The 21007-nt window shown below is 60.2% G+C and carries 27 protein-coding genes and 1 pseudogene; 8 read left to right on the top strand and 20 right to left on the bottom strand.

From position 1 onward, the window contains the following. Position 1 precedes the first annotated feature (1 nt). From FBY10_RS21975 to FBY10_RS21955, 6 genes and pseudogenes are all read right to left on the bottom strand, one after another. Entirely contained in the window at positions 2–529 is a 528-nt protein-coding gene (locus FBY10_RS21975) for a DinB family protein (protein ID WP_145337785.1), read from the bottom strand. A gap of 129 nt (positions 530–658) precedes the next feature. Continuing rightward, positions 659–742: pseudogene (locus tag FBY10_RS32235) on the bottom strand (cation-transporting P-type ATPase); the annotation flags it as partial. A 414-nt stretch (positions 743–1156) separates the two neighbouring features. After that, entirely contained in the window at positions 1157–1768 is a 612-nt protein-coding gene (locus FBY10_RS21970; RefSeq protein ID WP_145337786.1) for a LysE family transporter, read from the bottom strand. Between the two features lie 113 nt (positions 1769–1881). Continuing rightward, on the bottom strand, positions 1882–2367 hold the full coding sequence (locus tag FBY10_RS21965; protein ID WP_131696203.1) for an arsenate reductase ArsC: 486 nt from the start codon (positions 2365–2367) through the stop codon (positions 1882–1884). A 13-nt stretch (positions 2368–2380) separates the two neighbouring features. Further along, positions 2381–3664, bottom strand: a complete 1284-nt coding sequence (locus tag FBY10_RS21960) for an arsenic transporter (RefSeq protein WP_145337787.1) — start codon at positions 3662–3664, stop codon at positions 2381–2383. A gap of 19 nt (positions 3665–3683) precedes the next feature. After that, entirely contained in the window at positions 3684–4040 is a 357-nt protein-coding gene (locus FBY10_RS21955; RefSeq protein ID WP_145337788.1) for a metalloregulator ArsR/SmtB family transcription factor, read from the bottom strand. Positions 4041–4216: 176 nt separating this feature from the next. Here FBY10_RS21955 and FBY10_RS21950 point away from each other — a divergent pair, with 176 nt between their 5' ends. The 4 genes from FBY10_RS21950 to FBY10_RS21935 all read left to right on the top strand — a co-directional run bounded on the left by FBY10_RS21950 (position 4217) and on the right by FBY10_RS21935 (position 6032). Next, entirely contained in the window at positions 4217–4432 is a 216-nt protein-coding gene (locus tag FBY10_RS21950; protein ID WP_025856028.1) for a hypothetical protein, read from the top strand. 71 nt (positions 4433–4503) lie between these two features. Continuing rightward, on the top strand, positions 4504–5199 hold the full coding sequence (locus FBY10_RS21945; protein WP_131696206.1) for an AzlC family ABC transporter permease: 696 nt from the start codon (positions 4504–4506) through the stop codon (positions 5197–5199). Further along, positions 5196–5507 (top strand): AzlD domain-containing protein, encoded by a 312-nt coding sequence (locus FBY10_RS21940; RefSeq protein ID WP_145337789.1) that lies wholly within the window; start codon positions 5196–5198, stop codon positions 5505–5507. Before FBY10_RS21945 ends, FBY10_RS21940 begins: the two co-directional genes overlap by 4 nt. A 171-nt stretch (positions 5508–5678) precedes the next feature. Continuing rightward, complete coding sequence (locus FBY10_RS21935) at positions 5679–6032, top strand: hypothetical protein (protein ID WP_131696208.1); 354 nt, start codon at positions 5679–5681, stop codon at positions 6030–6032. A gap of 144 nt (positions 6033–6176) precedes the next feature. Here the strand turns inward: FBY10_RS21935 and FBY10_RS21930 are convergent, their stop codons facing one another. The 11 genes from FBY10_RS21930 to FBY10_RS21885 all read right to left on the bottom strand — a co-directional run bounded on the left by FBY10_RS21930 (position 6177) and on the right by FBY10_RS21885 (position 15921). Further along, complete coding sequence (locus tag FBY10_RS21930) at positions 6177–6881, bottom strand: YoaK family protein (RefSeq protein ID WP_131696209.1); 705 nt, start codon at positions 6879–6881, stop codon at positions 6177–6179. 69 nt (positions 6882–6950) lie between these two features. Continuing rightward, the gene (locus FBY10_RS21925) at positions 6951–8573 is read right to left on the bottom strand and encodes an ABC-F family ATP-binding cassette domain-containing protein (RefSeq protein WP_145337790.1); all 1623 of its coding nucleotides are present in this window, start codon (positions 8571–8573) and stop codon (positions 6951–6953) included. Positions 8574–8697: 124 nt separating this feature from the next. Continuing rightward, positions 8698–9747 (bottom strand): DNA topoisomerase IB, encoded by a 1050-nt coding sequence (locus tag FBY10_RS21920; protein ID WP_131696211.1) that lies wholly within the window; start codon positions 9745–9747, stop codon positions 8698–8700. A 79-nt stretch (positions 9748–9826) separates the two neighbouring features. Next, on the bottom strand, positions 9827–10906 hold the full coding sequence (gene modC, locus FBY10_RS21915; RefSeq protein WP_131696641.1) for a molybdenum ABC transporter ATP-binding protein: 1080 nt from the start codon (positions 10904–10906) through the stop codon (positions 9827–9829). Positions 10907–10911: 5 nt separating this feature from the next. Next, positions 10912–11592, bottom strand: coding sequence for a molybdate ABC transporter permease subunit (gene modB, locus FBY10_RS21910; protein WP_145337791.1), 681 nt, complete (start codon positions 11590–11592; stop codon positions 10912–10914). Then, positions 11593–12351: a molybdate ABC transporter substrate-binding protein gene (modA, locus tag FBY10_RS21905; RefSeq protein ID WP_145337792.1), complete on the bottom strand. Its 759-nt coding sequence runs from the start codon at positions 12349–12351 to the stop codon at positions 11593–11595. Positions 12352–12470: 119 nt separating this feature from the next. Then, complete coding sequence (locus FBY10_RS21900; protein ID WP_145337793.1) at positions 12471–13529, bottom strand: nitronate monooxygenase family protein; 1059 nt, start codon at positions 13527–13529, stop codon at positions 12471–12473. Positions 13530–13634: 105 nt separating this feature from the next. After that, on the bottom strand, positions 13635–14681 hold the full coding sequence (gene ada / locus FBY10_RS21895) for a bifunctional DNA-binding transcriptional regulator/O6-methylguanine-DNA methyltransferase Ada (protein WP_131696215.1): 1047 nt from the start codon (positions 14679–14681) through the stop codon (positions 13635–13637). Between the two features lie 75 nt (positions 14682–14756). Further along, positions 14757–15422: a DNA oxidative demethylase AlkB gene (gene alkB, locus FBY10_RS21890; protein WP_131696216.1), complete on the bottom strand. Its 666-nt coding sequence runs from the start codon at positions 15420–15422 to the stop codon at positions 14757–14759. Between the two features lie 4 nt (positions 15423–15426). Continuing rightward, positions 15427–15594 carry a hypothetical protein gene (locus FBY10_RS31550; protein WP_167656289.1) on the bottom strand — a complete coding sequence of 56 codons (168 nt, stop codon included), beginning with the start codon at positions 15592–15594 and terminating at the stop codon, positions 15427–15429. 24 nt (positions 15595–15618) lie between these two features. After that, complete coding sequence (locus FBY10_RS21885; protein WP_003173824.1) at positions 15619–15921, bottom strand: DUF1883 domain-containing protein; 303 nt, start codon at positions 15919–15921, stop codon at positions 15619–15621. A 212-nt stretch (positions 15922–16133) separates the two neighbouring features. On the opposite strand from FBY10_RS21885, the gene FBY10_RS21880 reads away from it, so the two are divergent. Beyond that, positions 16134–16484, top strand: coding sequence for a hypothetical protein (locus FBY10_RS21880; RefSeq protein ID WP_131696217.1), 351 nt, complete (start codon positions 16134–16136; stop codon positions 16482–16484). A gap of 20 nt (positions 16485–16504) precedes the next feature. Continuing rightward, positions 16505–16735: a hypothetical protein gene (locus tag FBY10_RS21875; RefSeq protein ID WP_027606591.1), complete on the top strand. Its 231-nt coding sequence runs from the start codon at positions 16505–16507 to the stop codon at positions 16733–16735. 9 nt (positions 16736–16744) lie between these two features. On the opposite strand, the gene FBY10_RS21870 is transcribed toward FBY10_RS21875, so the two are convergent. Beyond that, a complete protein-coding gene (locus FBY10_RS21870) occupies positions 16745–17026 on the bottom strand; it encodes a hypothetical protein (RefSeq protein WP_027606590.1) in 282 nt (93 codons plus the stop codon). Positions 17027–17167: 141 nt separating this feature from the next. Beyond that, positions 17168–17353 carry a hypothetical protein gene (locus FBY10_RS21865; protein ID WP_131696218.1) on the bottom strand — a complete coding sequence of 62 codons (186 nt, stop codon included), beginning with the start codon at positions 17351–17353 and terminating at the stop codon, positions 17168–17170. Positions 17354–17662: 309 nt separating this feature from the next. On the opposite strand from FBY10_RS21865, the gene galU reads away from it, so the two are divergent. Further along, positions 17663–18502 (top strand): UTP--glucose-1-phosphate uridylyltransferase GalU, encoded by an 840-nt coding sequence (gene galU, locus FBY10_RS21860; protein WP_003212579.1) that lies wholly within the window; start codon positions 17663–17665, stop codon positions 18500–18502. A gap of 99 nt (positions 18503–18601) precedes the next feature. Then, complete coding sequence (gene gorA, locus FBY10_RS21855) at positions 18602–19960, top strand: glutathione-disulfide reductase (RefSeq protein ID WP_145337794.1); 1359 nt, start codon at positions 18602–18604, stop codon at positions 19958–19960. Here the strand turns inward: gorA and FBY10_RS21850 are convergent, their stop codons facing one another. Further along, positions 19961–20968, bottom strand: coding sequence for a DNA-binding protein (locus tag FBY10_RS21850; protein WP_145337795.1), 1008 nt, complete (start codon positions 20966–20968; stop codon positions 19961–19963). Positions 20969–21007: the final 39 nt, after the last annotated feature.

The following is a 21007-nucleotide window of genomic DNA, read 5'->3' as shown; positions in this document are numbered from 1 at the left end:
TTCAGTCAATCAAAGCGAGCAGGTCCGTATCGCCTACGTCCTGCCCGGCCTGGGTCAGCAGCGTGGTGACCTGGCCTCGATGGTGGGTTTGGTGATTGAAAAAGTGTACCAACAGGGCGCCAAACGGCTTACCGGCCGCCGCGCCACGCATGTTGTGGTAGTGCAGGCGATGGTCGAGGTCGGGTTCGCGCAGGGTGTGGACCCAATCGATGATCAATTGGTCCAGCCAACGCCGCCGGGCCGCGAGTTCACTCAGGTCGGCGAACGCCAGCTGCTTGAGGTCCGAGGGGGCGGCAATGGCGCTCAGGGGCGCCAGCGCCTCATAGCCTGCGGGGTGCAGGGCAAAGCGCTTGAGCCAGACCGTGTCGCCCAACGTCAGATGGTTGAGCGTGCCGAAGATCGAGCCGAAAAATGCCCGGCGGTCCACGCGCAATTCATCGTCCGTGAGCTTGGCCGCCGCGTCATAGACCTTGCGGTTCATCCACTGGTTATAGGTCGCCAGCAGCGCCATTTGTTCGATACGGTCCACGTGCTTTACCCCTCGTTGGCAATGGTGCCGTCATCATAAGGCAATTACCTGGACGACCCGCAGTTGCAACGGCACCTGGCGCAACCTGCCAAGCCCAGTGAAATGGTTGCGTTGGCGTTCCGCCTGCTTGGTCAGCAGCACGTAGATGAACGGATTGTTCAGTGCCTGCAGGAACTGGACGATGGCGTGAGGCGGTTTGTCATGGACCACTTTTCTTATGCAGTAGCGTGTTTTTTACGGCGCCCATTGTCTGTACTCCTGTCGCCAATTCTCGATAAAACATACCCGGTACTTACCTGAATACAGGCGAGCGAAAGCATGCCGAGTCGCTGACTTCGCGATCTTGGATAACTTCTACTATCAAGCTCCAGCGCAGCTTACCGGACCGGGGAGGCGAGTCCTGTCATATTCTGGGTTGGGCGCCCGATGCCCGCCAATGCGGTGCTCGGACAGCGACTGGATACTGTGTCCATTGGCTTCTTTTGTGAGGGTTAAAAAAGGCCCCAGTTGCGGGCACGGGCAAACTACTCAGACAGTTACACAATGTCGGCGCATGATTAATTAGATAGCCCGGTGTTCAGGGTTCATTCAGACAAGAGGCCTTCGAAAGTTACCCGATATATAACTTCATATGCCGCGTGCGGCGAGAATGGCCAGATAGATCAATACCAAACCGCAGGCGCCATAACTGATGCGCTGCCAAGTGGGCGATGCGTTCTTGCGCAGCAGGTTCACCAGTGCAGCGATCAAAAAGCATGACAGCACCGAAGCCAACATGAAACCGGCGAAAAACATCAGCGTCTGTCCATGACTGGGCGTGGCGCCGACGATGCCTGAGAGCGCGCTGCCGAGTGCTCCCCAGTAGACGATGTTTTTCGGGTTGGCCAGGGAGATTGCCGCGCCCACGGCCAGCGCATTTTGTCGGGTGCTGGCCGGTGCATCATCGGCTTCGGGCAAGTTCCAGGCGTCGATCAGGCTGCGCACGCCCAACCAGGCCAGGTACAGCGCGCAGATGATCGTCAGCGGCACGCGCACGGCGTCATGCTGGATCAACAGCGCGATGCCGGTGAGGCCGATCACCGCCCACACGGCATCGCCTACCAGCGAGCCAAACTGCACCAGCAGGGCGGGCGTGAACCCGTGCAGCAAGCCACGGCGCAACGTCTCCGCCAGCACTGCGCCAGGGGAGAGGCAAAACACAAAACCGAATACCAGCGCGTAAAAAAAGATCGTCAGCATGCCCGCGTCCTTTCAGGAAAGTGCGAGAGCATACGCTGGCAGAGGGTTGGCGATCCATATCTGCACACACTGTTGTGGCAAGCCCACTTGCCAACGGGGGATTCATTCAGCCGTCAGGGCGTGGTCATTTCCAGCAGCGCGATGCGGTCGAGCTCGGCCTTCAGCTCGCCAGGGCTGAGGTGGGCAAAGGGCAGGGCGAAAAACGCTCGGCAACGGGTGGCGATGGTCGCCAGCGTTGCGTCGAATGCGGCTTGGATATTGGTTTCATCGCCCTGCACATCCGAAGGATCTTCCAAGCCCCAATGCGCCTTCACCGCCGGCCCGAAATACACCGGGCAGGCTTCACCCGCCGCCTTGTCGCAGACGGTGATGACCACATCCGGCGGGCTGCCTTCAAACGCATCATTGCCCTTGCTGTACAACCCCTCGGTGCGGATGCCCGCCGCCTGCAACGTGCTCAGGCTGCGCGGCAGGACCTGGCCCTTGGGAAAGCTGCCGGAGCTGACCGCGGCAAAACCCTGCGGGGCCAGGTGGTTGAACATCGCTTCGGACAAGATGCTGCGACAGCTGTTGGCGGTGCACATGAACAGGACTTTCATTGCGGTCTCTCCTTCAGATACTCAGGCGCAACGCGAGGGCGGCGAGGGTGATCAGCAGCACCGGCAAGGTCAGCACAATCCCGACCTTGAAGTAGTAGCCCCAGGTGATGGTGATGCCTTTGCGCGCCAGGATATGCAGCCACAGCAGGGTGGCCAGGCTGCCGATGGGGGTAATTTTCGGGCCCAGGTCGCTGCCGATCACGTTGGCGTAGATCATCGCGTCCTTGACCACGCCCACGGCATGGCTGGACTCGATGGACAGCGCGCCGATCAATACGGTCGGCAGGTTGTTCATCGCAGAGGACAACAACGCCGTCAGCACCCCAGTGCCCATGGCCGCACCCCACACGCCGTAAGTGGCAAAGGTATCGAGCCAGGTGGCCAGGTAGGTGGTGAGGCCGGCGTTACGCAAGCCGTAGACCACCAGGTACATCCCTAAGGAAAAGACCACGATCTGCCACGGGGCTTCCTTCAGCACCTTGCGCGTGGAGATCTTGTGGCCCTTGGCGGCGATCACCAGCAGGAGCACGGCGCACACCGAGGAAATCGCGCTGATGGGAATGCCCAGCGGTTCCAGGGCAAAGCAGCCGATCAGCAGGATGCCCAGCACCCACCAGCCGGCGCGGAAGGTGGCGCGGTCGTGGATCGCGCTGGCGGGGTCGGCCAGGTCGGCGGGGTCGTAGGTCTGGGGAATATCTCGGCGAAAGAACCACAGCAGCACCGCCAGGGTGGCGGCGACACTGACGAAGTTGACCGGCACCATGACGGCGGCATATTCGTTGAAGCCGATCTTGAAATAGTCCGCCGAGACGATATTCACCAGGTTCGACACCACCAGCGGCAGGCTCGCCGTGTCTGCGATAAACCCCGCACCCATCACAAACGCCAGGGTCGCCGCCGGCGAAAAGCGCAGCGCCAGCAGCATCGACATCACGATGGGGGTGAGGATCAGCGCTGCGCCGTCGTTGGCAAACAGCGCCGACACCAGGGCGCCGAGCAGCACCATATAGGCAAACAAGCGCCGGCCACGCCCGCGTCCCCAGCGCGCCACATGCAGCGCCGTCCAGGCAAAGAATCCGGCCTCATCCAGCAGCAGGCTGATGATGATCAGCGCGACAAACGTCCCGGTGGCATTCCAGATGATGTGCCATACCACCGGGATATCCGCCAGGCTGATCACGCCACAGGCCAGGGCCAGGATCGCACCCAGTGTGGCGCTCCAGCCCACTCCGAGGCCCTTGGGCTGCCAGATGACCAGGACGATGGTGAAGATGAAAATGGCGACTGCGACAAGCATGAATAAACGCTCCGGTGGTTCAGCAGCAGGTGCTGGCTCGTTGTGGTCTGTCGCCCATTGCACCCAGACGCTGTGCGTCGTTGTGCAACCATGGCTGGTTGGCTTGCAGGGTGATGTCCAGCACCTGGGTCACCCAATCGGGCAGTGCCGGGTTGACGCGGTAGTAGATCCATTGACCCTGACGACGATCCAGCAGCAGCCCGCAACTGCGCAGTTGCGCCAGGTGGCGGGAGATTTTTGGCTGGCTGTCGTCCAAGGCATGGATCAGTTCGCACACGCAAAGTTCGCCTTCACGCTGAATCAATAACGTCAGCCGCGCCCGAGTGGCGTCGGCCAGGCACTTGAACAAGGTGGGCGGTGTAAGGGGCGCCGACATGACCATGACCTTTGTATATATGAGGATTCGAATATACGTATTTCCATATATTTTGGTCAAACCCTGTTTCAATTGATATGGATCAAATCACCGGAAAACCACCACAAGTGATTGAAATTAAAATGAAACACGAATGTCCTAAAGTGCCTCCCCATTGCTGATGAAGGAAGACCCGCGTGACCCGTGCCACTCGCAACCTGCGCAAGACTCTGGATTCCGTCGCGGAAAATAACGAAACCGCGGCGTTCGACCTGATGCGTGCTGTCGAAAAGCTCGGCGATGAAGTGCTGCGCCAAAGGTTGCTCAACACGATTCACCGTCTCAACCAGGACGCTCACGAACTGCGTGAGGCGCGGGATTCGGTGGAGCAGGTGTCGGTCAGGCTCGCCTGAGCAAAATCGTTCAAGACAAGCCCCTTAGAGGGCTGGCATGCTTGTCGACTGTCTGTCGATGAGCCGTTTCCATGCCTGCTGCCTTACCTCATTACGCGTTCGCTCGCGGCGCAATCGCCGTCATTCCCTTGTCCCTGGCCTGTGCGCCCTGGGGGCTGCTGGCCGGCTCCATGGCCATCGATGCGCAATTCACACCCCTGCAAGCCCAGGGCTTGTCCGCTATTGTGTTTGCCGGCGCTGCGCAGTTGGTCGCCATTGGCATGGTCAAGAGCGGCGCCAGTCTTATTTCCATTGTACTGACTACCTTGCTGCTGACCTCCCAACACCTGCTGTATGGCATGCACCTGCGCCCGATTCTTTCGCCGCTCAAGACGCGCTGGCGCATCAGCCTGGGCTTTCTGATGACCGATGAGTTCTTTGCGCTGGTCAGCCACTATGACCGCGAAACCTTTAATCGCTGGTATGCCCTGGGCGTCGGCTTGACGTTTTACATCATCTGGAACCTGTTCACCCTGGCCGGTATCGTGCTGGGCAAAAGCATCCCCGGCCTCGATCAGTTGGGCCTGGAGTTCTCGATTGCCGCCACCTTTATTGCGCTGATCACCCCGGTGGTGCGCGACGTGCCGACGGTGGTCTGCGTGGCGGTGTCGCTGCTGTTTTCCGTATGGCTGAGCTTCCTGCACTGGGAGTCGGCCGTGGTGGTGTCGGGCGTGCTGGGCATGAGCGCAGGGTTTTTCTGCAAACGGCTGGGGGTTGGGCAGCGATGATTTACCTGATGATTATGGCCATGGGCCTGGTGGTTTTTTTCAACCGCTATTTGTTTATCGAGCCGCGCCTGCCGGTGCGCCTCAACCGTGGGGCACGGGAGTTTCTCGGGTTTGCGGTGCCGGGCATGCTCACGGCGATCTGCGGGCCGATTATTTTCCTCGCCGACCACCAGCTCAACCTCAGCCCGGCCAATCCGTATTTTCTGGCAGGTATCTGCGCGGTGGCGCTGATGTTCTGGACGCGCAACGTATTGATTACCGTGCTGCTGAGCATGGCGCTGTTCTACCTGTTTCGCTGGTGGCTCTGAAGCGCAGGCGAAAAAAAGCCCGCGGGAGGGCGGGCAGAAGGAAGGCTTCTGAAAATGAGCCAGGCCACTATAGGCGGCACATTCTCGCTCCACAGTGAAACAAAATTCATGGCGGCGTCAGTCAGCCTTGCGGCAATGGTACAGTCGCGTTTTTTCCAACGAGGCAATGGCATGCACAAGGTGGTAATGGGCGCATTGGTATTGGTAGCACTGGCCGGTTGCGCGGGATCGAAGATGAACGAGGCGCGCTTGGGTGCTCCGTACAAGGCCATGGCATCGGACAAGGCCACGCTGGTGGTTGCCGAGTGCATTCAGTTTGGCTGGCAGGACGAAAGCGTGTTTGGCGTCGACGCCGGAGGCTTCAAAGAGCCGAACGGCGCCGGTGGCTTCACCGTCTACACCACGGGTGGCGATTACTTCGTCGACGTGCAAAGCGCCGGCGCCGGTTCGTCCGTCAAGTACTACGCCGTTGAAGATACGATGCCGGCCAAACGTCGTTTGGCCGCACTCGCGACTTGTCTGTAGTCCGTTGCCTTAGTCATTTTGGGAAACGCCCGGCGGGACAGCCGTTGGACATTCGCTTATGATTCAATCCGCCCGCCCGACATAATGGCTCTTTACCAGTACACGGACGTCGAGGCCTAACCGTCGGGCGGGCACCTTTGTTCCTTATCGCGGCATAAAACCCAAATGCCAGCGCCGGGGAATCTTCAGCGACACCAGCCCCAACACCCCCGCCAATACACCGCTGACCACCAGCGCCCTCAGCCCCATGTGCTGTTCCAGCAACGCGCCGATCACCGCGCCGACAAACATTCCCGCCCACGGAATCAGTTGCACCCGCCAGCCGTTACGGCGTTCCCCCAGCATCCAGCGTCCCAGTCCGCGCCCAAAGCGTGACAGCGCGCCAGTGACGTAGGTAAGACCCACCGGCAAGCCGTTGACCTCTTCCACGGCTGCGTTGAGCATGCCCATCGCGATAATCGCCGCCAGCAGCGCGGGCAATGTATCGGCGAAGGGCAACAAGGCTGCGCCGCAGAGCAACGTTGCAATACACAGCAGCAGGGGCAGGGCATGGCGCCGGCTGAGACGGCTGACCACTACACCCAAGGCGTTACCGGCGACGAATGTGGCGACCAGCAACAGCAGGCGTGCGGTCAAGCCGAGATCCCCAACACTGATGGCCACTGCCAGGCGCGTGGTGTTGCCGCTCATGAACGAAACAAAGTCGCCGCTGGCCATAAAGCCGATGGCGTCAGTCATGCCCGCCAATACCGAAAGGCTGGCCACCAGCATCAGGCCGACGCGGCCCCGCCAGCGCTTTTGATGGGCCAGTGCGGCGTTGGCATACGGCTTGTGGGGCGAAGGCAACATAGGGCCGGCTTCCTCGGTGAGATTATCCGGCCACTACCCTAGGACGCTTTGATTGCGCGCGCAATAACCTCAGACACTCTCCAGGCGCCAACCCTCAGTCTCCCACGTCAAAAGGTGAGTCGGCTTGATCGCCTGAACGAATGCTTCGTCATGGGAGACCGCCACCATCGCCCCGGTAAAACCTCGCAACGCCTGCTCGAAAGCGTTCACCGATTCCAGGTCCAGGTGGTTGGTGGGCTCGTCGAGCAACAGCAGTTGCGCGGGTGTCTCACGCCACAGCGCAATCGCCATCGCGGCTTTCAAACGCTCGCCGCCGCTGAGGTGCGCGGCCGGTTGTGTCACCCGCAGGGCATCCAGTTGCAGCAACGCCAGGCGCGTACGCAGTTCGGCTTCGGCCAGTGGTGTGTCGAGCAGGTTGAGCTGTTCGACGACGGAGCGCCGGTCGTCCAGCAGCGCCAGGTGCTGATCGATATAGGCACTGGGCACAAACACGTGGCATTCACCGCTGAGCGGCTGCCATTGGCCTGCCAGCAGCTTGAGCAAGGTGGATTTTCCGCAGCCGTTTGGCCCACGCACGGCAACGCGCACCGGGCCCATCAGGTTAAGGGTGAGCGCTGGGTGGTCCAGCCACGGTAACCGGGCATTGACCAGGGCCAACACCTGTCGGCCATTGGGTACCGCTGAGCCTGGCAAAGCCAACAAGGTGGGGGATTCATCGATGACGCGCGCATAGGCCTGGCGCACCTGGTCATCCAACCGGGCTTTGTCGGCGAGGTGCGCGCGGTGCCGTGTGTCGACGACCTCGGTGGCGGCGTTTTTCCACCGAGCCCTGGTAAACCGGTCCACGTTGGCGGTCTCTGCGTGTTTGCGCGATTGGGCGGCGTTACGTTGCAGGTTATCGTGGTCCATTTGCAGGCGCCGACGTTCGCGGCTGCGTGCCTGGCGAGCGTGTTCCAACGCAGCGATGGCGGCCTGTTGCTGCCCGTCGTGTTGGGTGCGATAAGCCTGGTAGTTACCGCCATACACCTGTGGTCCGAGGGGCGATAGTTCGACGATGCGGCCCATGGTGTCGAGCAATTGCCGATCATGGCTGACCACCACCAGGCCGCCGCGCCAATCCTTCAGCACACGCAGTAACCAGGTGCGGCCAGCCCTGTCGAGGTGGTTGGTGGGTTCATCCAGCACCAGCAGTTGGGGGGCGGCCAACAGCGCACCGATTATCGCGACTCGAGCCAATTGGCCGCCACTGAGTCGCTCGGCCGGCGCTGCAAAGCCGAGTTGTTCCAGACCTGCTGCATCCAGGGCCCGGCGCAAACGATCGGCAAGGTCCCAGCGATCGGCGATCAGCTCCAGGTCGTCGACCTGCGCTTCGCCCCGGGCCATGCGTTCAAGGGCCGCCAATGCCTCGGCGACCCCGGCAATGTGGGTGACGGTTTCCCCTGCGGTCACCGCCAGGTACTGCGGCACATAGGCCACGCTGGCCGCGCAATCGAGTGCGCCGCTGGTGGGTAGCAGCACTCCGGCAATGAGTTTGGCGAGGATACTTTTGCCACGTCCATTGCGCCCCACGATGCCGGTGGGTGTGTGGTCGATGGACAGGCTCAGGTCGTCCAGCAAGGTCTCGCCGTTGGCGAACTCGAAGCACAGGTGTTGCAGGGAAACCAATACGGGCAGCCGGTTGACGTCAGTCATCAGCACCTCCAAAAAAATGTCGAACAGGCCAACAAGCGCGCCTTGCGGCTTGTTGCAGATACATTTTGGAAGGCTTAGTGGTTCACGTCGGCGGTCGTCCCGGGAGTCAGAAGGGAGTCAGAGCCTAACCCGCCTTGGCTTTCTGGGGCAAGTCGGCGGCCAGTTGCTCAAGGAACATCGCCAAGGCGACTTCCTCGGCCTTCAGGCCTTTGCGCAGCCGTGGCTTGGGCAGCTTGGACAATTCACCCAGGCTGAAATGCTCCAGCACGGCCGGGTGGATATAACACTTGCGACACACGGCGGGCGTGTTGCCCAACTGTTTGGCGACATCCTTGACCATCGCCACCACATGTCGCTTGGCGTCGGATTCCGGTTGCCATTCCAACTCCCGCAGCACCGCCAGCGCCATGGCGGTGCCAGCCCAGGTGCGGTAATCCTTGGCGGTGAAGTCGGCACCGGTAAGGTCGTGCAGGTAGGCGTTCACGTCATGGGAACTGACGGTGTGCCGCTCGCCGTCCTCGTCCAGGTACTGGAAAAGATTTTGCCCTGGTAACTCCAGGCAGCGCTTGACCACTGTGGCCAGGCGCCGGTCCTTGACGCTGACCTGGTGCTCCACGCCACTCTTGCCGCGAAACTGGAACTGGATTTCGCTGCCTTTCACATCCACATGGCGGTTGCGCAGGGTGGTCAGCCCGTAGGATTTGTTGTCTCGTGCATATTGGGTATTGCCGACACGGATCAGCGTGGCGTCCAGCAGCATCACCACCGTGGCCAGGACTTTTTCGCGGGTGAAGCCGGGTTCGGCGATCTGCGCTTCCAGCTGTCTGCGCAGTTTCGGCAGGGCGTTGCCGAATTCCTGCAGCCGAGCGTACTTGTCACTGTCACGCACCTCGCGCCAGCGCGCGTGATAGCGGTACTGTTTGCGCCCACGGGCGTCGCGGCCGGTGGCTTGCAGGTGGCCGCGCGGGTCGGCGCAGATCCACACGTCGGTATAGGCCGGAGGGACGGCGAGGGCGTTCAGGCGCTTGATCTCATCGGCGTCCTGGATGCGCTCGCCCTTGGCGTCGAAGTACTGGAATTTGCCGCGCAGCTTCTTGCGGCGGATGCCGGGCTGGGTGTCGTCAACGTAATGCAGGTCGCGGGGCAGGTCGGCGGGCAGCGCGGAGTCGGGCATGGTGCGGTTTCCTTGGAAGCAGAACAGGCCGGTATGCCTGATTGACCGCAGCTGTGTGCGGTCGTGCCAAAAAGGTTTCTTACGCCAGTACAGCGACCGCTTTGATTTGTGCCCACATCGATTGGCCGGGATGCAGTTGCAACTGGTCACGGGAGAACCGCGTGATACGCGCCAGCAACGGCGTGCCATCCGCGTCCAGGCGCACGAGCACATGGGCGCTGTTATCCGCTGCAATCTCTTGGGTAACCGTCACCGGCAGGCGGTTGAGGATGCTGCTGTGCTCTCCGGCGTGCAGGCTGAGGCTGACGTCGCGCGCCTGTACCTTGACCCGCAACGCCTTGCCCAACGCCAGCGGTGCATGGGCCACGCGCAGATGCTGGGCACTGTCGGGCAGTTGCAGCGTGAGCAGTTGGTAGTGATCGTCGTAGGCGCTGACGCTGCCGTTGATCACCACGCCCGCGTCGTCCCCCAACGCCAGGGGCAGGTCGAGCCGCGCCAGGGTTTCGCCGATGGGACCACTGGCCAGCGCCTTGCCGTCGCTGAGCAACACGATGTGATCGGCCAGGCGTGCCACCTCATCCTGGGCATGGCTGACGTACAGCATGGGGATGTCCAGTTCGTCGTGCAGGCGTTCCAGGTAGGGCAGGATTTCACCTTTGCGCTTGCTGTCGAGAGCGGCCAGGGGCTCATCCATCAACAGTAGTTTTGGGCTGGTGAGCAGGGCACGGGCGATACCGATACGCTGGCGTTCACCGCCGGACAAGTGTTGGGGGTGACGCTCAAGCAGATGGCCGATCCCCAGCAACTCCGTAGCCTGAAGCATATCCACCCGGCGTTGCGGGCGCGCGATGCGTTTGAGACCGAACTCCAGGTTGGCCCGCACCGACAGATGGGGGAACAGGCTCGGCTCCTGGAACACGTAGCCGAGCGCGCGCTTGTGCGGCGGCACGAATAGCCCGTTGCGGCTGTCTTGCCAGACTTCATCGTTGATCTGGATAAACCCGTCTTCGGCGCGCTCCAGCCCGGCGATGCAGCGCAGGCAGGTGGTCTTGCCGGAGCCCGAGTGCCCGTACAGCGCAGTCACCCCACGGCCGGGCAACTGCAGGTCCACGTCCAGGGCAAAGCCTGGGTACTTCACGTTCAGGCGCACATTGATCATCGACATCAGCTCCAGCCCATCTTGGTTTTACGGCTGGAGTAGAGCGCCAGCAACACGAGGAACGCGAATACCACCATGGCGCCCGCCAGCCAATGGGCCTGGGCATACTCCATGGCTTCGACGTGATCGTAGATCTGCACCGAGACCACACGGGTTTTGTCCGGGATATTGCCGCCGATCATCAGCACCACGCCGAATTCGCCGACGGTATGCGCAAAGCCCAGAATGGCCGCGGTAACAAATCCCGGGCGCGCCAGGGGCAGGATCACGGTGAAGAAGGTGTCCCAGGGATTGGCGCGTAGGGTCGCGGCCACTTCCAATGGGCGAGTGCCGATGGCGGAGAAGGCGTTTTGCAACGGCTGCACCACGAACGGCATGGAATAGATCACCGAACCAATCACCAGCCCGGCGAAGCTGAAGGTGAGGGTGCCCAGGCCGAGCCATTGGGTGAACTGGCCAACGTAGCCATGGGGCCCCATGGTCAACAGCAGGTAGAAACCGATTACCGTGGGCGGCAGTACCAACGGCAGGGCCACCACCGCGCCGATAGGGCCGCGCCACCATGAACGGGTGCGCGACAGCCACAAGGCGATCGGAGCGCCGATGACCAGCAGGATCACCGTGGTCAATGACGCCAGTTTGAGGGTCAACCAGATTGCGGAAAAATCGGCACTCGACAGGGGCATTTATTTGGCCAGCTCATAACCGTAGGACTTGATAACGGCAGCGGCTTTCGGCCCCTTGAGGTACTCGACCAGGGCCTTGGCTGCGGCGCTGTCTTTGCCCTTGTTGAGGATCACCGCGTCTTGTTTGATCGGGTCGTGCAGGGTGGCAGGGACGATCCAGGCCGAACCGCTGGTGACTTTGCCGTCTTTATAGATCTGCGACAAGGCGACGAAACCCAACTCGGCATTGCCGGTGGAGACAAACTGAAAGGCCTGGGTGATGTTCTGGCCTTCGACGAGCTTGTCCTTGACCTTCTCGGTCAACCCTTCCTTGGCCAGCACCTGGGTAGCGGCGAGGCCATAAGGCGCGGCTTTCGGGTTGGCGATGGACAGGTGCTTGAAATCGTTTCTCTTCAAGACCTCACCCTTGGCGTCCACATAGCCTTCCTTGGCCGACCACAGCGCCAGGGTGCCCACGGCATAGGTGAAGCGCGAGCCTTTGACGGTGTCGCCTTCGCTTTCGAGTTTCTGCGGGGTGGTGTCGTCGGCACTCAGGAATACTTCGAACGGCGCGCCGTTCTTGATCTGGGTGTAGAACTGCCCGGTGGCGCCGTAGGCCGCGACCAGCTTATGGCCAGTGTCTTTTTCGAAGTCGGCGGCAATCGCCTGGATCGGTGCGGTGAAGTTGGCCGCTACGGCTACCTGGACCTCATCGGCATGGGCCGAACCGACAGCGAACGCGGCGGCCAGCATGGTCAGGCGTAAGGCGTGAATCTTCATGAAGCAGCTCCTTGGGGACTGTACGGCCTGTTATAGGTAGAAGATGTAACCGCTATGTATGGGAATATATAGCGGTTGGCCATTGCCGGTACAGTGCAAAGTTGCCGCAGGTGAAGGCGCTATTTGAGCTTTGCTAAAGCCTGCTCGGCCAATTCGCGGGTCAGTTCATAGGTGCTTGTGTCTTTACCCAGGCGTAGCGCCTGGCCGGACCACAGGTTGCTGAAGCCTGCTTCGTCCTTGGCCTTGAGCGGTATTAATGCGCCGCCGGACCTGGGAAACGCGGGTGCCGTGAGGTTGATCGCTCCCAGCTCACGCATTGCCCGGTTAATGATGCCCCGTGCCGGGCGCCCGGTGAATAGGTTGGTCAGGGCGGTTTCGCTGGCCTGTGCATGGCGCAGCGCATGGTGATGGGAGGCTGTGATCGTGGCTTCGGGGGTGAACAGATACGCCGTCCCGATCTGTACCGCTGAAGCGCCCAACGCCAAGGCTGCGACGATGCCACGTGCATCGCCAATACCACCGGCCGCAATCACTGGTACGGTCACCGCGTCGACGATCTGCGGCACTAGTGCCATCAGGCCTATCTGGCTGCTGAGGTCGTCGCTCAGGAACATCCCGCGATGCCCCCCGGCTTCAATGCCCATGGCAATAATCGCGTCGCAACCGTGCTGCTCCAGCCAGATCGCCTCTTCAACGGTGGTGGCTGACGACAGCACCTTGGCGCCGGTGGCTTTTACCCGATCCAGCAGGGATTTTTCCGGCAGGCCAAAGTGAAAACTGACGACCTCGGGCCGGAACGCTTCAACCACCTGGCAAGCCGCGTCGTTGAACGGTGCGCGATCGGAAACCGGCGTTGGCGCCTCAAAATCGGCACCCAGTTCGCGGTAGTAGGGCTCCAGCAGAGCCTTCCAGCGTCGATCACGTTCTTCGTCGGCGGCAGGGGGCTGGTGGCAAAAGAAGTTGACGTTGATGGGGCGCGTACTTGCCTGGCGAATGCTGGTCAGCGCGGCGCGCAGTTGCTCGATGCTCAGTGTGGCCGCCGGCATCGATCCCAGGGCGCCCGCCTCGTTGGCGGCGATGACCATGGCGGCGGTCGTGGCACCGGCCATCGGCGCCTGGATGATAGGCACGTCGATGCCGAGCAGGTCGAGAATGCGGGTGTCTGGCCAGGTGCTCATGGGATGCGTCTCCAGCGTCAGTCGGTTTTTTCGCTGTTTTAGCAGGGTACCTGGCACCCGGCCAGTCTGTTTTATTCACTGGACGAGGTGGGCCTTTCGTGCGCGTCAGTGGTCTTTTTCGCGATCGAGCAGCTGCCGCTTGCGCTCAACCCCCCAGCGATAGCCGGATAAATCACCATTGCTGCGCACCACCCGATGACAGGGAATCGCCACCGCCAGGCTGTTCGCTCCGCAGGCTTGGGCCACCGCGCGAAAAGACGTGGGTGCGCCGATACGCTGGGCGATCTGCGCGTAGCTGGCCGTGCTGCCCACCGGGATTTCGCGCAAGGCCTGCCATACCCGCTCCTGAAACGCCGTGCCGCGCAGGTCCAGCGGCAGGTCCAGGCCCAGGGCGGGAGCCTCGATAAACCCCACCACTTGGGCGATCAGCTGTTCGAAACGACGGTCGGCGCCCACGAGGTTGGCCTTGGGGAATTGGTCCTGCAGGTCGCGCACCAGTTTGTCCGGGTCATCCCCCAATAGAATCGCGCACACACCACGGGCACTCTGCGCCACCAGGATCGCACCCAACGAGCATTGCCCGACGGCAAATAGAATTTGGTTGTTGGTGCCGCCGGCCTTGTAGTCGCTGGGCGTCATGCCGAGCAATTGGTTGGCCGACTCATAAAAGCGGCTGTTGGAATTGAAGCCGGCTTCATACAGCGCATCGGTTACCGAATGCGGGCCCTTGAGCCCCTGGCGCACCTTGCGTGAGCGATGGGCGCTGGCGTAACCCTTGGGCGTCAGGCCGGTCACGCCTTTGAACACGCGGTGGAAATGGAACGGGCTCAGTCCGGCCCGGCTCGCCAGCGTGTTGAGGCTGGGCGCGGTGTCGGCGTGTTCGATCTGCCGGCACGCGTCAGCCACCAATTGCGCATGCTGCGCAGCCAGCTGCGTCTGGTCACCGGCTGCGCGTTTACTGGCGCGATAACCGGCGGCCTCGGCCTGTGCCGGGGTGTCGAAAAACTCGATATTTTCCGGGCGGGGCAATCGCGAGGCGCTGCTCGGGCGGCAATACACACCAGTGGTTTTTACGCCGTAGACGAACAGCCCGTCGGCTTTCGGATCGCGGGCAAGAATCGCAGCCCAGCGCAGATCTTGTTCGGTAGTCATAGTTGGCACTCTTGACGGATCCTGGCCAGATTAGCCGTGCCGCAGTGGCCTGGCACTCCGAAGCTTGCGGTCAAATCAGCCGGCGGTGCGAAAAGTGAGGTTGATACGTTGCGGGCCCATGATCGGGTGCACGCCTTCCTTGATCGGCGTCACCCCATGAAAGCGCAGCCGATCGACCCCGCCCCAGACCACCACATCACCATGGAACAGCGAGACCTTGCGGGTCTTGTCACTACGCGCGTGACCACCAAACAGGAAAACTGCCGGCAGTCCAAGGGATATCGACACGACGGGCTCGCTGTAGCGACGTTCATTCTTGTCCTGGTGCAAGGACATTTTCGCGCCCGGAACATAACGATTGATCAAGCAGGCGTCGGGGGCAAAGTCGACAAACCCGGCGTCTGCTGCGGCTTCTATGGCCAGTTGGCGCAAGGTGTCCGGCAGCGCTGGCCAGGGCTGCCGGGTGCGAGGGTCCAGGGGCGTATAGCGGTAGCCGCTGGTGTCGCTGGTCCAGCCCAGCGCGCCGCAACTGCTCAAGGCTGCCGACATGGTAAAGCCACCGGGCGTAACCATTTGCCGAAACGGCGATTGCGCCAGCACACGGCGCAGTTCTGGTAGAAGGCGCTCAATCCAGGGCAGGGCATATCCCCTAAGCACGTAGGACTGTTCGCCGATCTGCTCACGTGCTGCTGGTTGTTGCAGGGCGTCATCGGCGAACAAGTCATCTGTGGGCCCGGGCATTGCCTTACAGCGCCTTGCTCACGTTGATGTCGGTGATTTCATCGCTGGTATCGTGGATTTTCGCCAGGGCTTGCAGGGCCTCTTCTACGCTGTTGGTGGTAAGTTGGGCGAACTCAAAGCGGCGTTCGCCATTGAGCTTGTACTTGATCACGTATTTGGTAGTGGTGGTCACGGTGATTTCCTGTGGCTGTTCGAGTCAGCTCAGCTTGGTGCTGGTGCGACGTACGATGCGAATCTTGTGGGACAACGCAGGCTTGCGCGTGACGCTGATTGCGCGGCGTGTCACCACGTCCAGGGTGATATTCCAGAACCCGGTGCTGGGTGCAGTGATCTTGGCGGGGAACTTGTCGAACGCGCCGCCGTGGTACGTGTGGCGGCCGCCATTCTTGAAACTGCGAAAATTTGCGTCACTCATCAGGCGAATATTACAAGTCTGCGAGCATTCGATGACGACAATGTCCCCCTCGTTGAGGTGCTCGCGCTGGTGGATAAATTTCATGAGGGTGTCTCCAGAAGGGCTTTTTCTGAAAAATCAGAATGATACGTAGGTTAAGATGGAGTTTATCAGCCCCAGCGCGTTTATTATCGGCCCGTCTTCAACGGCGTCGACAATTTAAAACAGTTATTTACCGAGTTATAAGAGATAAATCCTACGTGGGCGGGAGAAAATTACTATCTCCGCTGTCGTAGGGTCTTTAATGGAGGATTTGTATGAAGTGGAGTGTGTTGGTTCTGGCCTTGGCGATAGGTGGGTGTGCTTCGGTTGCAGATATCAAGCAGACCCCGCCGACGTTGGCCGTCATCTCCGGGAAAAAACCCCAGGAGTACGCCGCGTGTGTGGTAAGAAAATTGTCGGCCACCCGTCGGCCGCCGCAGATTGAACCGCATAAAGACGGTGTCCAGGTCATCGTGCCGCAGAAACTTTCCGCCGATCCTTCGGCAATTTTCGATATTGAAGAGCGCTCCAGCGGTAGCAGCATCAAGCTCTACGAGAGCATGTCCAACGTGCCTATCCGCCCGGGTGACGTGAAAAAGGCCGGTGAAGAGTGCATTTCCGGTTGATGCCGCTGGGGAAAGCCGATATGAAGCGTGAACACGTCAAAGCCCGTCATGCCGAGGGTGAAATCTCGGCCACCCATGTCATCCAGAACCCCGCCGATCTGGGCGAGTGGATCGTCTTCTTCAAGAAAAGCGGCGGTCGCAGCTTTTTTCTGGTGGATGATCAGGATGAAGTCGAGTCCTTTGCCAGTCTTGACGAACTCAGCGAGATCCTTCGGGAGCTGGGCATCAAATTTGCCGAGATCCACCTATAACCCTCGGGGTTACTTGCAGACCACCACCACACTGCGACTTTTGTAGTTGCCCACATCCTGGCCCAGGGTCTTGTCGCTTTCTTTCAGCGATGGCGTGCCCTCGGTGCCGACAATGCGATATCCGGTGCCTGCGCAGGAGGCATCGGCTTTTTCGTAGCAACTGGCCCAGGAGTTGGCTTCACCTGAACAGTCGATGGTCAGGCCTTGCTCGCCGTTTTTGAGGTAGACATCGGAAGTGGTGGTGCAGCCGGCAAGTGCCAGTACCGCAGTCAGTGCCAGAAATTTGTTCATGTGTGTTCGTCGTCGAGGGTGTGGGAGGGGCGCTGACACTGTCGTGGGGCGTTTTTGAAAGATTATAGCGAACTGCCATCTAGGTACAGGCAAAACCCAAAAAAGCCCCTGGTTCGGGGCTTTTTGCACAGGCCTGCTGGCTTACTTGCCCTTCGGCCTTTTGCTCGATGCGTGGCCCGCTTCATCCACAAATACTTCGGCGACCGCGATCGCCATGCTTTCGCTCTCGAACACGCCCGCGACGCTGTCTCCGTGGAAGTTGATCAGGTGCCAGCCGTCCGCTCGCTTGGTGATCAGGTAGCCGTTCACGCCTTTTGGTTCTGACATCTATTAACAATCTCGTGGTCTGATTCAAGGGCGTAATGATAGCGCCAAATGTCCCAATGCCGCGCAAGTTATTCCAGGTCAGTGTTCTGGGCTGAAAAGCGTGCTAAAAGGGTTGCAGCCCCTTTAAAAATGAGGAAACGGTTTTTTTTACCGTGACGGCAGAGTCGCTCTTTGTAAGATCAGCGGAACTTACGCCGACATTTTTTCTCTATGATGACATCGCAACGCCAGCAGAACCCATTGTAAGGTGACTGCGGCCTGATTAGACTGCGCCGAACTCCGTACGCACAGCCCTTTGTAAGGACTTATATGATCAAGAAATGCTTGTTCCCAGCAGCCGGTTACGGCACTCGCTTCTTGCCAGCGACCAAGGCCATGCCCAAAGAGATGCTGCCGGTGGTAAACAAGCCACTGATTCAGTACGGCGTCGAAGAGGCACTGGATGCCGGTTTGAACGAAATCTCTATCGTCACCGGTCGCGGTAAGCGCGCACTGGAAGACCATTTCGACATCAGCTACGAGCTGGAAAACCAAATCAAGGGCACCGACAAGGAAAAATACCTGGTCGGCATCCGCAAGCTGCTGGACGAGTGCTCGTTCTCCTACACCCGTCAGACCCAAATGAAAGGTCTGGGCCACGCCATCCTGACCGGCCGCCCGTTGATTGGTGACGAGCCGTTCGCCGTCGTACTCGCGGACGACTTGTGTGTGAACCTGGAAGGCGACGGCGTACTGACCCAGATGGTCAAGCTGTACCAGAAATACCGTTGCACCATCGTTGCGGTTCAAGAGGTTGATCCTCAAGAGACCAACAAGTACGGCGTGATTGCCGGTGACGACATTGGTGATGGTCTGATCCGCGTACGTGACATGGTTGAAAAACCGGCGCCTGAAGATGCACCGTCTAACCTGGCGATCATCGGTCGTTACATTCTGACTCCGGACATCTTCAAGCTGATCGAAGAAACCGAGCCAGGCAAGGGTGGCGAGATCCAGATCACCGACGCCCTGTTGAAGCAGGCCAAAGACGGTTGCGTGATCGCCTACAAGTTTAAGGGTCGTCGTTTTGACTGCGGTGGCGCCGAAGGCTACATCGAAGCCACCAACTTCTGCTACGAGCACTTCTACAAGACAGGCAAAGCTTACTGATTCACGCTGACCTGCCTTTGAAAAGCCACCTTCGGGTGGCTTTTTCGTTTTTCAGCCCCATGTAAGTCGGTATGCTGATGTCCTGCCGAGGAGAATGAAATGGCCTACGATTTTGACCTGTATGTAATTGGCGCCGGTTCCGGCGGTGTTCGCGCGGCGCGCTTTGCTGCAGGCTTTGGGGCCAAGGTGGCCGTGGCGGAAAGTCGCTACCTGGGTGGCACCTGCGTAAACGTTGGCTGCGTGCCGAAGAAACTATTGGTGTACGGCGCACATTTTGCCGAGGACTTCGAGCAAGCCAGTGGCTTTGGCTGGTCCCTGGGGGAAGCGAATTTTGATTGGGCGACCCTGATCGCCAACAAGGATCGCGAGATCAATCGCCTCAATGGCATCTACCGCAACCTGTTGGTCAACAGTGGCGTGACCCTGCATGAAGGCCATGCGCGCCTGGTTGATCCGCACCAGGTGGAAATCAATGGCGAGCGTTTTACAGCCAAGCACATCCTGATCGCTACCGGGGGCTGGCCGCAGATTCCGGATATTCCGGGACGTGAGCACGCGATAGGCTCCAATGAGGCGTTCTTCCTCAAAGAGTTGCCCAAGCGTGTGCTGGTGGTAGGTGGCGGTTATATCGCTGTTGAGTTCGCCGGGATTTTCCATGGGCTGGGCGCGCAAACCTCGTTGCTGTATCGCGGCGATCTGTTCTTGCGCGGTTTTGATGGTTCAGTGCGCACGCACCTTAAAGAGGAACTGACCAAGCGTGGCCTGGACCTGCAATTTAATGCCGATATCGAACGTATCGACAAACAAGCCGATGGCAGCCTTAAGGCAACCTTGAAAGACGGTCGCGTGCTGGAGGCCGATTGCGTGTTCTATGCCACCGGCCGGCGGCCGATGCTGGATAACCTGGGCTTGGAAAATACCGGCGTCAAACTGGATGAGCGAGGTTTCGTCCAGGTGAACGACCAGTACGAGACCACCGAAGCGTCGATCCTGGCAATCGGCGATGTGATCGGCCGTGTGCAACTGACGCCGGTGGCGCTTGCCGAAGGCATGGCAGTAGCGCGTCGCTTGTTCAAGCCCGAGCAATACCGTCCGGTGGATTACGCAATGATCCCGACAGCGGTATTCAGCCTGCCGAATATCGGCACGGTCGGCCTGACGGAGGAGGAGGCGAAGAAGAATGGGCACCGGCTGCAGATCTTCGAAAGCCGTTTCCGCCCGATGAAGCTGACCTTGACCGAGTGCCAGGAAAAAACCTTGATGAAGCTGGTGGTCGATGCCGACACCGACAGGGTGTTGGGCTGCCACATGGTCGGTCCGGACGCGGGCGAGATCGTCCAGGGCCTGGCGATCGCGCTCAAGGCGGGCGCGACCAAGCAGCACTTCGATGAAACCATCGGCGTGCATCCCACGGCGGCGGAAGAGTTCGTCACCATGCGCACGCCTGTGGCGGACTGATCAGGTGGGTGGTGTTGCCTCTGGCGTCGCTGCAACGGCGGCCGCCAGGCGCAACGCTTCGATAGTGGCGTGGGCCTTCATAAGCTCCAGTTCCAGGTGCTTGTTGGTGTGCCCGTGCTCAGCCAGCGCTTGTTGGCGTGACTCGCTTTCAAGCAAGGCCACCCGCAGGCGTTCCTGAAGCAGGGTGCGCTCGCTGTCGATCTGGTTCACGTGTTCGTTCAGTTTCAGTTGCTGGGCCTGGCCTTTGCGGGTTTCTTCCAGCAGCGCAGCCAATTCCTTTGTCGTCACTCGGTGCTCGATCAGCAAGCGCTCATTGTCGCGATGCAGCTGGGTGATCTCACCTTGGCGAACCATTGCGCTTTGCTGGGCTTGGCGTAGTTCTGCCTGTACTTGCTGCAGCTGGCCTTCGTGGCGCCGCTGTTCCTGCTCGCGCTGCTCTTTGATCGCATTGCGGTAGTGCTCCAGCGCCTCGCGGGCGTGCAGGTGCTTTTCTTCCAGCGAGCGAATCTGCTCGTCCTTGTCGCTGATCCGCAGTTCGTAATCACTGCAGGCCTGGCTGAGCCCAGCGTTGCGGGTTTGCTCGGTTTGCAGGCTGGTATTGGTGGTTTGCAGGGCGGCGCTTTCTTCTGCCAGGGCGGCCGCTTGAATATCGAATTGCTGCTTGAGTTCGGCGTGAGCTTCTTCAAGCGCCTCGATCTGGGCGAGCAGGGCGGCTTTTTGCTGTTCGAACTGCGCCAGGGCCAGGTCAATCGGCTCTTGAGCTTTCTCCTTCAAGCGCAGCGCCAACCGTGCAACCAGTTCACCCAGCTCGTCGTCAATCGGGGCTTCGGTGATGGTCAGGCGGGCTTCGCTGTCGTCCAGCTCCTTCAAATAGCGGTGGATCGTGGTTTTCGAGCCGGTATTGCCCATCTCGATGCGTACCGCGTCGATGCTGGGGTTCTCGCCACGGGCAAGGATCGCCAGGCGTGCCGTTTGAACTACTGCTTTATTAATGCCGCCGCGAGCCATGGGGTCTCCGTCGATTTAGTACTGTGGTATGTATTATGT

Origin of the sequence: Pseudomonas sp. SJZ103, from assembly GCF_007828335.1 — a bacterium.
Taxonomy (GTDB): domain Bacteria; phylum Pseudomonadota; class Gammaproteobacteria; order Pseudomonadales; family Pseudomonadaceae; genus Aquipseudomonas.
The sequence above is the reverse complement of the archived record's forward strand: the minus strand, read 5'-3'. Positions and strand labels throughout refer to the sequence as shown.